The organism is Cupriavidus basilensis (genome assembly GCF_008801925.2).
Classification (GTDB): domain Bacteria; phylum Pseudomonadota; class Gammaproteobacteria; order Burkholderiales; family Burkholderiaceae; genus Cupriavidus; species Cupriavidus basilensis.
The window spans coordinates 2,330,806-2,345,771 of the sequence record NZ_CP062804.1 but is presented as its reverse complement, the minus strand read 5'-3'; the positions used below and the strand labels follow the sequence as shown (position 1 = coordinate 2,345,771).

General features: G+C 64.8%; 14 protein-coding genes. 7 read left to right on the top strand and 7 right to left on the bottom strand.

All coding sequences use genetic code 11. From position 1 onward, the window contains the following. Positions 1–3: 3 nt before the first annotated feature. The 7 genes from F7R26_RS31365 (at position 4) to F7R26_RS31335 (ending at position 7,944) form a co-directional block, all read left to right on the top strand. Complete coding sequence (locus F7R26_RS31365) at positions 4–756, top strand: aspartate racemase/maleate isomerase family protein (protein ID WP_150986104.1); 753 nt, start codon at positions 4–6, stop codon at positions 754–756. Between the two features lies 1 nt (position 757). Further along, on the top strand, positions 758–1,603 hold the full coding sequence (locus F7R26_RS31360; RefSeq protein WP_150986105.1) for an alpha/beta fold hydrolase: 846 nt from the start codon (positions 758–760) through the stop codon (positions 1,601–1,603). 36 nt (positions 1,604–1,639) lie between these two features. Continuing rightward, positions 1,640–2,686, top strand: coding sequence for a M29 family metallopeptidase (locus F7R26_RS31355; protein ID WP_150986106.1), 1,047 nt, complete (start codon positions 1,640–1,642; stop codon positions 2,684–2,686). Continuing rightward, positions 2,683–3,321 (top strand): N-carbamoylsarcosine amidohydrolase, encoded by a 639-nt coding sequence (locus tag F7R26_RS31350; protein WP_150986107.1) that lies wholly within the window; start codon positions 2,683–2,685, stop codon positions 3,319–3,321. The genes F7R26_RS31355 and F7R26_RS31350 overlap by 4 nt, the downstream gene beginning before the upstream one ends. Before the next feature lie 202 nt (positions 3,322–3,523). Further along, entirely contained in the window at positions 3,524–5,932 is a 2,409-nt protein-coding gene (locus F7R26_RS31345) for a xanthine dehydrogenase family protein molybdopterin-binding subunit (protein ID WP_150986108.1), read from the top strand. A 6-nt stretch (positions 5,933–5,938) separates the two neighbouring features. After that, positions 5,939–6,766 carry an FAD binding domain-containing protein gene (locus F7R26_RS31340; protein WP_150986109.1) on the top strand — a complete coding sequence of 276 codons (828 nt, stop codon included), beginning with the start codon at positions 5,939–5,941 and terminating at the stop codon, positions 6,764–6,766. Between the two features lie 8 nt (positions 6,767–6,774). Next, positions 6,775–7,944 carry a xanthine dehydrogenase family Fe-S subunit gene (locus F7R26_RS31335; RefSeq protein WP_150986110.1) on the top strand — a complete coding sequence of 390 codons (1,170 nt, stop codon included), beginning with the start codon at positions 6,775–6,777 and terminating at the stop codon, positions 7,942–7,944. Between the two features lie 257 nt (positions 7,945–8,201). Here F7R26_RS31335 and F7R26_RS31330 read toward each other — a convergent pair whose 3' ends face one another. The 7 genes from F7R26_RS31330 to F7R26_RS31300 form a co-directional block, all read right to left on the bottom strand. Beyond that, a complete protein-coding gene (locus F7R26_RS31330) occupies positions 8,202–8,954 on the bottom strand; it encodes a hypothetical protein (RefSeq protein WP_150986111.1) in 753 nt (250 codons plus the stop codon). A gap of 119 nt (positions 8,955–9,073) precedes the next feature. Then, positions 9,074–9,820: a hypothetical protein gene (locus tag F7R26_RS31325; RefSeq protein ID WP_150986112.1), complete on the bottom strand. Its 747-nt coding sequence runs from the start codon at positions 9,818–9,820 to the stop codon at positions 9,074–9,076. 73 nt (positions 9,821–9,893) lie between these two features. Next, complete coding sequence (locus F7R26_RS31320; protein WP_150986113.1) at positions 9,894–10,178, bottom strand: PAAR domain-containing protein; 285 nt, start codon at positions 10,176–10,178, stop codon at positions 9,894–9,896. A 16-nt stretch (positions 10,179–10,194) separates the two neighbouring features. Further along, on the bottom strand, positions 10,195–11,499 hold the full coding sequence (tssL, locus tag F7R26_RS31315) for a type VI secretion system protein TssL, long form (RefSeq protein ID WP_150986114.1): 1,305 nt from the start codon (positions 11,497–11,499) through the stop codon (positions 10,195–10,197). Beyond that, positions 11,496–11,969, bottom strand: coding sequence for an inner membrane protein YiaA (gene yiaA, locus F7R26_RS31310; protein WP_150986115.1), 474 nt, complete (start codon positions 11,967–11,969; stop codon positions 11,496–11,498). The genes tssL and yiaA overlap by 4 nt, the downstream gene beginning before the upstream one ends. A 114-nt stretch (positions 11,970–12,083) precedes the next feature. Beyond that, the gene (locus tag F7R26_RS31305; RefSeq protein ID WP_150986116.1) at positions 12,084–14,309 is read right to left on the bottom strand and encodes a T6SS phospholipase effector Tle1-like catalytic domain-containing protein; all 2,226 of its coding nucleotides are present in this window, start codon (positions 14,307–14,309) and stop codon (positions 12,084–12,086) included. Further along, entirely contained in the window at positions 14,306–14,926 is a 621-nt protein-coding gene (locus F7R26_RS31300; protein WP_241754600.1) for a DUF3304 domain-containing protein, read from the bottom strand. The genes F7R26_RS31305 and F7R26_RS31300 overlap by 4 nt, the downstream gene beginning before the upstream one ends. Positions 14,927–14,966 lie beyond the last annotated feature (40 nt).

Here is a 14,966-nt window from a genome sequence, read left to right as displayed (position 1 = left end):
CCCGTGCAAAAGACTTTCCGGATCGGCCAGATCGTGCCGAGTTCCAACACCACGATGGAAACCGAAATCCCCGCGATGCTGCTCGCGCGCCAGCAGGTGCGGCCCGAGCGGTTCACCTTCCACTCCAGCCGCATGCGCATGAAGAAGGTGGTCAAGGAAGAGTTGGCGGCCATGGACGCCGAGTCCGACCGCTGCGCGCTGGAACTGAGTGACGCCCGCGTCGACGTGCTGGGCTATGCCTGCCTGGTGGCCATCATGGCGATGGGCCACGGCTACCACCGCGTCTCTGAAAAGCGCCTGCAGGCCCATACGGCCGCCAACGGCGCCGACGCGCCCGTGGTCACCAGCGCCGGTGCGCTGATCGATGCGCTCAAGGTGATCGGCGCCAAGCGCATCGCCGTGGTTGCGCCCTACATGAAGCCGCTGACCGAGCTGGTGGTGGACTACATCCGTAACGAAGGCTACGAAGTGGTGGACTGGCGCGCGCTGGAAATCCCCGACAACCTCGAAGTGGGCCGCCACGACCCCGCCAGGCTGCCCGGCATCGTCGCGCAGATGAACACCAAGGATGTGGACGCCATCGTGCTGTCCGCCTGTGTGCAGATGCCGTCCCTGCCGGCGGTGGCCAAGGTCGAGGCGATGACCGGCAAGCCGGTCATCACGGCCGCCATCGCCACCACCTACGCCATCCTCAAGCAACTCGACCTCGAGCCCGTGGTGCCGGGCGCCGGCGCCTTGCTCTCGGGCGCTTACTAAGATGCGTACCTTTGTTTGCGGCGGCAACGTCCACGCCAACGGCATCCGCCAGCACTATCTCCGCTATGGCGGCCACAGCGGCGCGCGCGTGACGCGCGATCCGGTGATCGTGGTGCCGGGCATCACCAGCCCGGCTATCACCTGGGGCTTCGTAGGCGAGCGCCTTGGCGAGCAGTTCGATACCTATGTGCTGGATGTGCGCGGACGCGGCCTGTCGTCCGCTTCGGACACGCTGGACTACAGCCTGGACGCCCAGGCCGCCGACGTGCTGGCGTTCGCGCAGGCGATGAACCTGCCCACCTACAGCGTGGTGGGCCATTCGATGGGCGCGCGCATCGGCATCCGTGCCGCGCGCAGCCAGCCTGCCGGGCTGGCGCGGCTGGTGATGGTGGATCCGCCCGTGTCCGGTCCGGGCCGGCGCGACTATCCCGCGCAGCTCGCCTGGTATGTGGACTCCATGGCGGTGGCGCGCCACGGCGTGGACATCGAGACCATGCGGCGCTTCTGTCCCACCTGGACCGACGAGCAGCTGGCGTTGCGCGCCGAATGGCTGCACACCTGCGACGAGCGCGCAGTGCTGGCCAGCTTCCAGGGCTTCCACACCGACGATGTGCACGCCGACTTGCCAGGCATTGGCATTCCCGCCTTGTTGATGGTGGCAGGCCGTGGCGATGTGGTCCGCGCCGAGGATATCGAGGAGATTCGCGGGCTGCTGCCGCAGCTTGAAGTCAGCCATGTACCGGGCGCCGGCCACATGATTCCCTGGGACGACGAGGGCGGCTTCTACAACGCGCTGGGCGACTTCCTCGGCGCCGAAATTGTCCCCCGGCAACAGGCCGCGGCCTGAACTACCGATCGACCGAAACGATCATCAGGAGAGAACATGCCAGTCAGTGACCACGCCCTGATCCAGGCCTGGAAACAGGTCCTCACGCTGTCCCGGCTCGCGCCCGGGCAGACCGTCACCATTCTCACCAGCGCCGCCACGCATCCGCAGACGCTGTCGTGCGCACTGGTTGCCACCCAGGCGATGGGCGCCATCGTCAATCGCCTGGACCTGCCGCCCGTCAACGCGGACAAGGCCTTGAGCCGCGATCCGCTGGCCTACCTGGGCACCACGGCGCTCACCGGCAACCGCGCGGCCATTGCCGCGCTCAAGGAGAGCGACCTGGTGCTGGACCTGATGACGCTGCTGTTCTCGCCCGAGCAGCACGATATCCTCAAGACCGGCACCAAGATCCTGCTGGCGGTGGAGCCGCCCGAAGTGCTGGTGCGCATGGTGCCCAGCGACGCCGACCGCGAGCGCGTGAGCGCCGCCAACGCGCGCTTGTCGCGGGCGAAGGAGATGACGGTCACATCTGACGCGGGCACCGACCTGCGCTGCCCGCTCGGCGAGTTTCCCGCCATCAGCGAGTACGGCTTCGTCGACGAGCCGGGGCGCTGGGATCACTGGCCCAGCGGTTTCGTGCTGACCTGGCCGAACGAGGGCGGCGCGAGCGGGCGCATCGTGCTGGACCGCGGTGACATCTTGCTGCCGCAAAAAGGCTACGTGGCGGACCGGGTCGAGTTGACCGTGGAAGGGGGCTTTGCCACGCGCATCGAAGGTGGCCTGGATGCCGAGCTGCTGAACGACTACATGGCCTCGTTCAACGACCGCGAGGCCTATGCCATCTCGCATATCGGCTGGGGCCTGCAGCCGCGCGCGCGGTGGTCCACGCTGGGCCTGTATGACAGGGAGGCCTCGATCGGCATGGACGCGCGGGCTTACGAGGGTAATTTCCTGTTCTCGCTCGGCCCCAACAACGAGGCAGGCGGCAGCCGCACCACCGCCTGCCATATCGATATCCCGTTGCGCAACTGCACCGTGAGCCTGGACGGCGAGGACGTGGTCCGGCAAGGCAAGGTACTGGACGGATGGAGCAGCAAATGACGAGACATGGCGAACTCCCTACCTACGAGCGCCAGGGCTTCGGCACCCAACTGCCGCTGCAGGGCCCCATCGGCCTGCTGATCGTCGACTTCGTCAACGGCTTCGCCGATCCGGCGATGTTCGGCGGCGGCAATATCGCCGAGGCCATCGCCAACACGGTGCCGCTGCTGGACAGCGCGCGGCAACAGGGCTGGGCGGTGGCGCACAGCCGGATCGTGTTTGCCGATGACGATGGCGACCACAACATCTTCACGCTGAAGGTGCCCGGCCTGCTGACGCTGAAGGAGCATGGGCCGGCCAGCGCGATCGTTGCGCAGCTGGCCCCGCGCGATGGCGAGCTGGTGGTGCGCAAGACCGTGCCGTCCGCCTTCTTCGGCACGTCGCTGGCGGCGTGGCTGACGCAGCGCGGCGTGCGCACGCTGGTGGTGGCCGGCGCGGTCACCAGCGGCTGCGTGCGCGCCAGCGTGGTCGATGCCATGTCGCACGGGTTCCGCCCGCTGGTGGTGTCGGACTGCGTGGGCGACCGCGCGCTCCAGCCACACGCGGCCAATTTGTTCGACATGGAGCAGAAGTACGCCGCCGTGATGCCGCGTGAGCAGGCGCTGGCGGCGCTGGCCCGGCACTGCATCGGCTGAAGCCCCAATTGACGGGCGCCGCCCGTTTCGCCAATGTGTCGATAAGCTCAGTGCACTGAATATGTGCCGCTGGACGTGCGATCAGGCAGGTGCACGGAACTTGCTTGCAGACCCGCTGGTTACCGGGCTTTCCGCCACGCACGAACCCCACGAACCCCACAAAGCAGTCACGGACGGCCGCAAGCCCGGGCTGGAGAAATGTATGGACAAAGACCACATCGAGAAGCAAGGCGGGCGGGGTGTAGGCGCGCGCGTGGCGCGCAAGGAGGACGCGCGCCACCTGCATGGCAAGGGCCGCTTCGTCGCCGACATCGCCATGCCCGGCCTGCAGGAGGTTGCGTTCCTGCGCAGCCCCATGGCGCATGCGCGGCTGCTGGCGCTGCACAAGCCGGTAGGGCTGGAGCATGCGGTGATCGGGCGGGACGATATGCATGGCGCGCTCGATATCGTGGCCGAATCGGCTTTCCCGTCATACCAGCCGTCGGCGCAGCCGCCCCTGGCCGCCGGCAAGGTCCGCTTTGTCGGCGAGCCCATCGCCATGGCCTTCGCGCCGACCCGCGCGCAGGCCGAGGACATCGCCGAGCGCATCGTCGCGGAGCTCGATGAGCTGCCGGCACTCACCGATGTCGATGGTGCACGGCAGGCCAGCGGCACCACGCGCGTGCACGAGCACTGGAAAGACAATCACTTCCTCACACTCACCGCCGACAAGAATTTCGACACGCTCAGCAAGACCGCTGCGGTGGTGGTCAGCCGCAAGATCGACCTGGCGCGCCAGTGCATGGTGCCGATGGAAGGCAAGGCCGTGCTGGCCTACTGGGACCACCAGTTCGACCAGCTGATCGTCTACAGCGCCACCCAGGTGCCGCACATGATCCGCACGGTGCTCAGCCATTGCCTGGGCCTGGAGCAGGAAAAAGTCCGCGTGATCTCGCCCGACGTGGGCGGCGCCTTTGGCTACAAGTGCGTGCTGCAGCAAGAGGAGCTGTGCATCGCCTGGCTCGCCATGACGTACCGCAAACCGTTCCGCTTTATCGAAGACCGGCGCGAGCACCTGACCGCGGGCGCCAACTCGCGCGAGCACCATTACGAGGTCACGGCCTACGCCGACGCGCGCGGGCGCCTGCTGGCGCTGGACGCCAGGATCGCCATCGACGGCGGCGCCTATTCGGTGTGGCCCTTCACCATCGGCCTTGAACCCGGCCAGGCCATCGGCAACCTGCCGGGGCCGTACGCCTTCGACGGCTACCGCTGCATCACGGAATGCGTGGCCACCAACAAGCCCGGCTTTGTCCCGTACCGGGGCGTGGCGCGCACGGGCGTGTGCTTTGCCATGGAACTGCTGATGGATGCGCTGGCGCGCGAGGTCAAGCGCGAGCCGTGGGAGATCCGCTGCGAGAACCTGGTCCAGCCGGAATCCATGCCCTATGTCAACGTCACCAACAAGCACTTCGATGGCGGCGACTACCCGGCCAGCGTGCGCAAGGCCGCGCAGATGATCGGGCTGGCGCGCATCCGTGAGCGCCAGCGTCAAAGGCTGAACGATCCTTCGGCGGGCTCGCGCTATCTCGGCGTGGGCTTTGGCACCTACACCGAGCAATCGGCGCACGGCACCTCGGTATTCGCTGCATGGGGCACGCCGGTGATTCCCGGCTTCGATTCCGCCACCGTGCGCATCACGCCGGATGGCGGGCTGGAAGTGCGCGTGGGCGTGCACTCGCATGGCCAGGGCATGGAGACTACCTTTGCCCAGATCGCGCACGAGATCCTCGGCATCGATGTGGCGCGCGTGAAGGTCGTGCATGGGGACACCGGTGTGACGCCGTTCTCCACCGGCACCTATGCTTCGCGCTCGCTGGTGATGTCGGGCGGCGCGGTATCGCGTGCATGCAAGGCGCTGGTGCCGCGCCTGCTGAAGATCGGCGCGCATATGCTGCAGCGTCCCGAGGACGAGGCGACGCTGGCTTGTGGTTCGGTCAAGGCGGGCGACGCCGCCGTGCCGATCAGCGAGATCGCCAACGCCTGGTATATCAACCCGCAGCGGCTGCCCGCCAATGTGGATCCCACCGGGCTGGAAACCACCATGGGCTACAAGCCCAACGTGGATACCGGCAGCTTCACGTATTCCACCCACGCCGCGCTGGTGGAGGTGGACACCGATTCCGGCCACGTCGAGATCCTCGACTACGTGGTGGTGGAAGACTGCGGCACCATGGTCAACCCCATGGTGGTGGAAGGGCAGACGTATGGCGGTGTGGCGCAAGGCATCGGCACGGCCATGTTCGAGGAGATGCGCTACGACGGCAACGGCCAGCCGCTGGCCTCCACGCTGGCCGACTACATGCTGCCTGGCCCGACCGAAATCCCCTCGATCCGCATCCACCATTTCGAGACGCCGTCGCCGCATACGGAATTCGGCGCCAAGGGCATGGGCGAGGGCGGCGCCATCGCGCCCCCTGCGGCCATTTTCAACGCGGTCAACGACGCGCTGGGGCAGTTCGGCGTGGAGTTGCTGGAGACCCCGCTCACGCCGCGCAAGGTGCTTGAAGCGCTGGCCCGCGCCGAGCAAGCCCGGAAGCCGCAGACCACGCCAACCAGAGAGGCGGCCTGAACCATCATGAAAGCAGCTGCATTCACCTATCACGCGGCCCCCACGCTGGCCGCCACCTGCGCCGAGCTGGCGGACCGCACCGACAACGCCAAGGTCATGGGCGGCGGGCAGTCCATGGGGCCGATGCTCAACCTGCGCCTGACGCGCCCCGATGCCATCTACGACCTGTCGAAGCTGGCCGAGCTACGCACGGTCACCACGCAGCAGGATCGCGTGCGCATCGGCGCAGCGGTCACCCATGCGCAGATCGAGGATGGCGAATTCCCGGCACTGCGCGGCGGCATGCTGCAATCCGTGGCGCGCGGCATCGCCTACCGCGCCATCCGCAATCGCGGCACCATCGGCGGCAGCCTGGCGCACGCCGATCCCGCAGCGGACTGGGTGGTGGCGCTGACCGCCATTGACGCGCAGATCGAGCTTGCATCGAAGGCTGGCACGCGCATCGTCCCCATGACGGAGTTCATGCTGGGTGCGTACACCACGGCGCTCACCGAAGGCGAGCTGATCTGCGCCGTCCATGTGCCGAGCCAGCCCGATACGGCACGGTGGGGCTACCACAAGCTGTGCCGCAAGACTGGCGAGTTCGCCGAGGCCAGCTGCGCCGCGTACTTCGATCCGTCCACGCGCTTCGCCCGCATCGCGCTGGGCGCGCTCGACGGCGCGCCGGCGCTGCTGCGCGGCCTCGCCAGCGACATTGCCGCGCAAGGCCCCGCCGCGCTCACGCCGCAGGCCGTGCTGGCCGCCGTGACGCAAGCCACGCCGGCCAAGGATGCGATCGACCGCAAGCTCTGCTGCGCAGCCGTCACGCGCTGCATCGAACAACTTTTCAACTGAGGGCCGCAGTGGAAACCATCGCACTGACGATCAATGGCCGCGCCGCGTCCGGCGCCTGCGCGCACCGCACCCACCTGGGCGACTTCCTGCGCGACGCACAGGGCCTGACCGGCACCCACCTGGGCTGCGAGCACGGGGTTTGCGGCGCCTGTACCGTGCTGGTCGACGACAAGCCCGTGCGCTCGTGCATCACCTTTGCCAGCGCCTGCGCCGGCAGCAAGGTGGTGACCATCGAAGGCTATGACGACGACCCCGTCATGCGCGACCTGCGCGCCGCGTTCAACCAGCACCACGCGCTGCAATGCGGCTACTGCACGCCCGGCATGCTGGCCACCGCGCGCGACATCGTGCTGCGGCTGCCGGATGCCGACGAGGCAACCATCCGCCAAGAGCTATCGGGCAACCTCTGCCGCTGCACAGGCTATATGGGGATCGTGGCCGCGATCAGCTCCGTGCTGGCGCAGCGCAAGCCGCCTGCAACGGGTAACGTGGTGCAAGCCGTAGCAGCGACCGTGAAGCGCGAATTCGTCTGCTTCACGCCTGCGGCCGACAGCGCTGTCCTGGCCCACGCCGAGCCTGCCACCAAGGAAGACGCCGAGCGCAGCGCTGACAAAAAGGGCTGGTCGCGCATCGACGGCAGCTTCAAGGTGCCGTTCCCGGCTGACGACGTGTGGCGCTTCATGGCGGACCTGCCGGCGGTGGCAAGCTGCCTGCCAGGCGCGGCGCTCACCGAGCAGGACGGCGATCGCGTCAAGGGGCATGTGGCGATCAAGTTCGGGCCGATGGCGGCGCGCTTCAACGGCGCGGCGCGGCTCGAGCGCGACGACGCGAACCGGCGCGGCGTGCTCAAGGGCGCGGGGCAGGATTCGCTGAGCAACTCCAAGGCCGCCGGCGACATCACCTATGTGCTGCAGGCGATATCGGTGGGCGAGACCGAAGTGCTGATCGACCTGCAGTACTCCCTGCAAGGCCCGCTCGCGCAGTTCTCCCGCTCGGGGCTGGTGCGCGATTTTGTCCGGCGCATGATGGCGGACTTCGGCAAGAACGTCGCCCGCAAGATGGACCCGTCGTTGTCGGAGAGCGAGCGCAGCCAGGCCACGCAGATGAACCCGGTGTCGATGATGTTGGGGGTGATGTGGGAGAGGGTGAAACGGGTGTTTGGAGGTGGGCGGGATTAGGCCCCGGGGCAGGGCTGGAGGGTGGCAGCCGCATCCCTTTGTGGCAACCCTGCCTTTGCGCCGCCTGAGCCCGGCATTGATGATGCGTCCTTCCGGAGTGATCCGGTCCTCGGCCGGCAATCGGCTGCGGCGCTTCTTGTGGGCAAGGAGGAGAACATCGCCCGGGAGGGGCAGCGCTTGCATATGCAGCGGTGAGAGCCAGGGAGATGCGGCATGCGGCAGCGACTTGATGAGATAGGCATCGGATAGCCCTGTTTTCAAACGGTGTCTGCGGTGCGTGTCAGATGTGACTTGTTCCCGAGAATCACAAGGTGTGGTTTCTGGGCGGAGCGAGTTCGCGCAGGCCCGAATAGGCCGTGGTCTGGTCCTGAATTCGGAGTACATGGATCATCAACAGGGCGAGCAGGCCGGCCTCGACACCGAACAGCAGCCATGGGCTGTCCAACCATGTTTTTGGGAGCCGGTGGTACGCCCATCGCATCGGCCATCTCCCGTGTCAGGCACCACGTGAGAGGCCAGAGGATGGCAAAGCAGGTGGCTGCAACGACGGGTCCCCTGGACGGATACTTCCTGGCCACGACGGCAGCAGACACCATCAAGCCGAGTATCATCAGCGAGCCGGCAGCGAACGGTCCGGAGATTGCCGGCAGCGACGACATCAGCCATCCGAGTGCGAATGCGAGGGCCAGGCCACCGCTGACCACCACCGATTGCCGGTGAGCCGCGCACCAGGCCGCAACACCGGTCTGTCTGTCGGGGCGTGTCGTCAGCAGGAACACGCGATTGTCGGGCGACACCCGAACAGTCACGCCCTTGGCGCGGAAATCGACCAACTGGCCCCGCGAATTGATGGCATATTGCACACGCCCGCCGTCCAGGAACCGCACGTCGTGCGAGTCAATGCCCGCGATGCTGATTTGCTCTCGCCCGAGGACTTCCCACGGCTCGGCTATCTCGATCCCGGCAAAGGTTTCCAGGTTCAGTTCGACGCGCGCGTCGGGATGGACCACGCAGGATACGCCTGGGCGTAGTTCCCGTGTAAGCGCACCGTCTGCGCGTTTGACCCATGGCGCGGCTTCCTGGCTGCGGCGCAGGCCTAGCCATCTTGCCGCTCTCGCGGTCCAGAAAGTCATAGTAGCTGCGCAGCGTCGGCGCATTGATTTGCTGGCGTTGGTGCCAGCCAGCGGTAAAGGGCCGCGAGCGCACCGATACTGAGCAGGTTTGACGATACGCAGACCATGGAGTACAGCACAGCGTCAAGCAGCGTGATATTGCGGAATGCTTCGGTCGGGTTGCTCACCGGGAAAAAGTGCAGAACAACGTACACGGGAAACGTGGTCACAGTGATTGTTGCCAGGACAGACCAAACGCGCCCGCGGCTCATGTCCCATATCTGCCTAAAGGACGCATTTCGTGCATCGATGGCCAATGCGGGCAGCATCAGGGTCAGGCGGGCGTACAAGAAGCAGGAGCTGATTGCCAGAACCAGCGCAATAGCGACAACTCCCCAGGTTGGGGATATCAAGACCCATACTGTCAGAAATAGCATGGCGAGGAAGTTGCCGGTACTCTCGGCTACGGTGAGCAGGAAGAACTCGGTTGTCTTGCTTGACCAGCTTTTCGTTGTCTTCCCTAGCAACAGAAGACGATAGCCTCCCAACTGCAAGGGAGCTGCAACAATCGTTTGTAGGCCGGTGAACAGGACCAGCAAATCCATGGTCGACATTCCGCCGTCTCTGAGGCGGGAAATCCAGCAGGAAACGGCGCTAAGGACTGCAACTGTCAAGCCCACGAGGCGTGGAAGTGCAGTCAAGACCTGGAATGCCGAGACGTAGGAATGCTGGATGGTTTTCAGCCAGTTGATTTTTGGGTTCATATCGCCTTGTGCAGGAACGGATTTGGAATGGGCGGCGTGATTCGGACCCCGCTGGGGGCAACGTGTCGCGGCTTCACAGCTGGCCTGCCATGGCGTCTGAGCTGCCGATCAGCACGCAGCCGCATTCGGTGCGGTCGCCCTCACAGGCCACGGGACGGGTGCCACTCATCAGGCCAGAGGTTGCAGTGATGATCTTGTTGACCCCGTGCGGTCGCCCGTCCGGGTAGCGTTCGGGGCAGTCCACGAGGTCGCCAAGGCGCGCCATGGGCTGCCCGTCGAGCAGGTCGTCCTCGGCCCCGGTAATGACCACGCCGTCATGGCTGGTCTTGTCGCCCTTCTTGATGAGTGTTCCTGGCATTCCGATTGCTCCTGCGTTACTGAGTCACCACCACTTCCACGCGCCGGTTTGCCGCGCGGGCCGCAGGGGTCTTGTTGTCCGTCAGCGGTTCGGTGTCGCCCTTGCCGATGGCTTCAAGGCGCCCTTTGGCGACGCCCTTGCGGGCCAGGTACTCACTGACCACGGCGGCGCGCTCCTCGGACAGGGCCTGGTTCGATGCATAGCGCGCGCTCTTGATCGGCTGGTTGTCGCTGTGGCCGGTCACCTGCACCATGCCCTGCACCTGCTTGATCTCGGATGCGACCTTGTCCAGCGTTGGCATCAGCGTTTTGCTGATCTCGGCTTTTCCGGCGCCGAACATAGCGTCGCCCCGGAATGTCACGGTGCTGCGGCGGTCGTCGTCCTTGACCGCGACCACGCCGCGCGCGATCTCATCCTTCAGCAACTGGGCGAGGCGCAGCGTCTTTGGTGGCGGCGGTGGCTTCATATTGCCGATCGCGACAATCTGCTGCACGAGGTCGCGCTCCCGGAGCGTCAGCTGGTACTTGTAATAGCCGGCCATGCCCGAAACAACCAGCAGGCCAAGCACCCAGGTCACCCAGATGGGGATGCCACCCAGGTGCTGGAAGCGCCCCGGCGGTGCGGGCTGCACGTTCGGCGACAGCGCCTCGGGCACCGGGTCACGGTGCTTGTTGATTGCCTCCAGCAGGCGGCTCCGGATATGGCGCAGCTGTCGTTCGCCGTCCGCCACGCCGCGATACCGCCCCTCGAACCCCAGCGACAGGATATGGTAGTAGACCTCGATGGGGCCGATGTTCTCGGCCACCGAGTCCACCAGCCGGCCCAGGATGAGAAAGACCTTGACGCCACCCTCGCAGTCCTGGTGAAAGGTTGATGCCAAGGCGCTGCCCGGCCACGCGCCGAGCGAGGCGGCGCTGCCGCCGCCCCATTCGGTATGGGCCACGGCCTCGTCCAGCGCCGTGCACAGCGCGTAATGCACGCCGGTGGTGTGCCCGCGGTCGATGTTCAGCCGGTCGCACACAGCCTGGAAAGTGCGCAGTTCCTGCTCCAGCAGGGCGCGCAGCCGCTCCACCGTAGCGCGCTCCTCCAGTATGGGCGGCATGTCGGCCAGCGCCCGCAGCAGCCGCCGGGCGGCTCCCAGCAGGGGATTGGGCGTGCCGTCAATCTCGGCGACGCGGGCCTCGATGGTCTTGCCCGCGGGCAGGGGCGTCGGGTCGGCCTCCTGCTTCTCCTGGCCTGTCACGGCCAGCTTCACGGAGGCGCCGGGCGCCTGCTGCCCCCGCTGCGGCGGGGGGGCGTCCTTGTCCAGCCACGCGGTCATGCCTCGTCCACCTGGCCGGGGGCGGCACCGTCATTGATGATGCGGACCGCATCGGCATTGATGGACGTCGGCCTTGCTGCCTGGGTGTCGCGGGTGTTCTTCTGCACGGCAATTGCGCCAAACAGGGCCAGCGCAAACGACATGGCATAAAAGCCCTTCTCGCTCAAGGCAAGCGTGGCATTGAACAGCCCGACGCACAGCAAGAGCACTGCCAGCAGCACGGACAGCCAGCTCAGCCCATAGTAAATCCCCGTGACAGGAATGCCCTCCAGCCTGTCGCGGACGGACTTCTGCACGGAGACGGCGGCGAACAGGCCATACACCAAGACGGTGAAGTAATAGCCTTTTTCATTGAGTTGCATGTCGGCATTGAACAGGCCGATCAGGAAGGCAAGAAAGCCCGCCAAAAGCGCAGCCCAGGAGGCGGCCACAAAGGCGAAGGAAGGTTGTTGAGAGTTGGTGTAGTTCATACGTGTTTCCCAGGTTGAAGCGCGGGTTGACGCGCCGGTTAAAGTGCTGTTTAAAGTGCTGGTCGATGCGTTAGCCGATGCGCTGGTTGCCGTGGCAATGCGAACGGCCTTCTGCTATGCCGCGCGCCTTTGCGCGCCCCCAGTCATGCCAAGGTGCCGGATCTTCTCGTCATCCCCGACAAAGACCGTACGTGCCCATCCATATCCGCCGGGCGCGTACTCATGGAAGTGGGGCACACGGAACCAGGCGCGGCTGTCATGGATGTAGTTGTCGAACATCTCGACGGCGGCTCTCTCGCGCAAGGCAAATTCATCCACCGCCTTGGCGGCGGTGGTTGCTCTCAGGTAGGCAACCATTTCGCGGGCGGGCTCCACCAGCACGTCGTCAACGGCGTAGTACTTCCTGATAGCCGCCGTGGATACCATTGCATCCGGCGCTACCAGCGCCACACTGGCCGAATCCGTCATCGGGCGGTCGGCACGCGGCACGCACAGGTGCATGCCGGATTTTTCCCACGTGCCAACGATCGCGCCGCCCGGCCCGATGCCACCCTTGCGAAAGTCATCGAACGAGAACCACCGTTCGACGGATTGCGTCTTGACATTGAGACTGGCTTGCTGATCCGGGTGTAGAAAGCCCAGTAGCAACTGGAATTCCTCAGCCGCTTCGAGCAGGTCCGTGCGGTCATTGGTCACCAGTTCGTCCGCGCCTTCGCCGGGCCGGCAATCTTCCGGCTTCTTGCCGGCCACCTCGGCAAGAATGGCCACCTCGCGCGCCAGAATGGCGGCTTCGTTGGCCGCGATCCTGGCCTTGATGTCCCCCAGTTCCTTCATGTCGGCCATGATCTGCGGGATCGCCCGCCGGGAACTGGCACGCGCCTTCAACAGCTTCATCTTGCTGTCCAGTTCGGCGTTTTCCTTCTTTAACCGTTCAATTTCGGGGTCGGTCTTCCGCCTCCTGTCGGCTTCCGTCCTTAGCGCGTGAGGGGTCTTCCTGTCTTCGCGCTTGTCCGCGCAGAACCGATAGAAAGGCTGATTGGTGAGGTAATGGCCCGTGTGGTAGCGTGCCCGCAGCGCACGCCATTGCAGGTTCTGCCGCAGCCCGAATTCCAGTGCCTGCTCCAGGCTATCCATGGCGGGCAGCTTAGCGCGCCAGTCGTTGAAGGCTTTGGCGACGGCGGGATCGATGGAGAAGTCTTGCAGGTGCGAGTCGTCCATGCGATCGTCGTCGCCGTCCTTATCCAGACGTAGCGGAACGCCGGCATTCAGAGCCTCGATGTACATGTCATGCAAGGGGATCTTGCCCAGCCTGTGTCCCTCGCCCTTGGTGGACTTGCCCTGGTCGCCAGGCGCATAGCTGCCGCCCACGTCCGAATGAACACCGGGATAGGCCACTTCCAGCAGCCTGACGAAATCCACCGGATAGCGCTTGCCTTGCCGGATCGAGTCCAGCGGAAAACTCATGCGCTGTTCGTGAATCGAGAAGAAATGCACGCAGCGCCGCACTTGCGGCGGGATGTTCAGCGCGCCACCACCGGACCAGCTGAAGTGCCCGTCAAATTTATCGGAATCCACGGCGGCACGGGTGGAGTCCGGCGGCCCAACCGATGCCACCGTATCGAACAGCCCCATGAAATTCACCTCATAGGGAATCCTGTCGATCAGTTTCCCGTTCTTGGCCCAGCGCTTGATCAGCCTGCTGACAAAGACCCTGGCGCCCGCCGCGCCGCGCGAGAAGCCAAAGACGTTGATGTAGGCCTTCTTGATCAAGCGGTTGCGCTGGCAACTGCGGACCACGGCCTCATGAATGCTGCCGAGGTGCTTCTCTCTTTCTGCGAGCTTGAAGGAATAGAAAGCTCTGTCGAGCGTTGCACAAATTTTGCCAGCATCATCCTCCTTAATCAGATCGTCACCATGCTTTGCCGTAATCGCCTTATAAACCGCATTTAGCACACGCGTATAGCCCCACACGCAGCGCTTGGCGAATCCCGCTGCTAGTGCCTTGCCTGCGCTGCTGTACGTCTCCTCTCCGATCTCGGGGAATGGTGTGCCCACCCCAACGATGTAGTAGCTGAATAGACCTTGTTCTGGCCTATTCTTGCTGGCTCTGAACAGCCGGACTACATTGGTGTGCGTCCCATGGACGGAATCACGCCATTTGTTATTGGGGTCATCATTGTTGTTGGTGCCGTCGAAGAACAGGCAGATGTGGATGGTCTGCTCGCAGTCGCCCAGCGGATCGACTACACGCATTTTTCCCTTGTTGTAGGCTTTCTCTCCTTCCGGGAGGCGACCTTTGTTCGTTTCCGGCATCGCGGCAGGCCAGCGCAGTACGCTCATTTGAAACGCTCCTGTAGTTCTTTCGTCAGTGCTTCGTCGAGTACCCCTTGGGCAATAAACGGGTCGTCATCGGGAGGTCTGATATTGACATCGTTGTTCCCATTGGCATTGCCGTCTCCTACCATGACTTTCACGCGATCTCCTGGTAGGAAAATGGCAAAAAAACCGGATGTCTTCGGCGCATACTGAGGCACTGTCACGGTCGCTTTCATTACTACTGCTCCGGTTCTGTTTTCATGGTTGTAGGGAAAGCGGTCCCGCTCCCACTCGATTTCGAGTTTGGTATTGGGCTGCCAGTACTTCGGAATCCCGATGCAGCACATCTCCCCAGCAGTGGCAGGCCCATCCTTATATGCCGGGCTCATGTTGGCACCCCCGCCGTTCATGCCACGTGGCCCGCTGACGCTGAAGCGATAGATGGCATCCGATGAGTAGTTCAGGCCGCTAACGCCTCCGCCATATCTCTCTTCCTTTTTGGTCGCGCTGGCGTGATTGGGCGGCTTGCCAATCGGCCGTTCCTCGGAGCAGGCAGACAGCGACAAGCATGCAGCCAACGGCAGCATCATCGCAAGCTGGCACTTCATGCGCGCATGCGTCCATGTATTAACTCGATTCACTTTGTCTCTCCAGTCCCCGAGGTGGCAGCGCGCGCCGTCC

Excerpts from the sequence above, each read along its gene's own strand:
- F7R26_RS31345 (WP_150986108.1), top strand. The coding sequence starts at position 3,524 with ATGGACAAAGACCACATCGAGAAGCAAGGCGGGCGGGGTGTAGGCGCG.
- F7R26_RS31305 (WP_150986116.1), bottom strand. The coding sequence starts at position 14,309 with ATGAGCGTACTGCGCTGGCCTGCCGCGATGCCGGAAACGAACAAAGGT.
- F7R26_RS31350 (WP_150986107.1), top strand. The coding sequence starts at position 2,683 with ATGACGAGACATGGCGAACTCCCTACCTACGAGCGCCAGGGCTTCGGC.
- F7R26_RS31355 (WP_150986106.1), top strand. The coding sequence starts at position 1,640 with ATGCCAGTCAGTGACCACGCCCTGATCCAGGCCTGGAAACAGGTCCTC.
- F7R26_RS31320 (WP_150986113.1), bottom strand. The coding sequence starts at position 10,178 with ATGCCAGGAACACTCATCAAGAAGGGCGACAAGACCAGCCATGACGGC.
- F7R26_RS31360 (WP_150986105.1), top strand. The coding sequence starts at position 758 with ATGCGTACCTTTGTTTGCGGCGGCAACGTCCACGCCAACGGCATCCGC.
- yiaA (WP_150986115.1), bottom strand. The coding sequence starts at position 11,969 with ATGAACTACACCAACTCTCAACAACCTTCCTTCGCCTTTGTGGCCGCC.
- F7R26_RS31340 (WP_150986109.1), top strand. The coding sequence starts at position 5,939 with ATGAAAGCAGCTGCATTCACCTATCACGCGGCCCCCACGCTGGCCGCC.
- F7R26_RS31325 (WP_150986112.1), bottom strand. The coding sequence starts at position 9,820 with ATGAACCCAAAAATCAACTGGCTGAAAACCATCCAGCATTCCTACGTC.
- tssL (WP_150986114.1), bottom strand. The coding sequence starts at position 11,499 with ATGACCGCGTGGCTGGACAAGGACGCCCCCCCGCCGCAGCGGGGGCAG.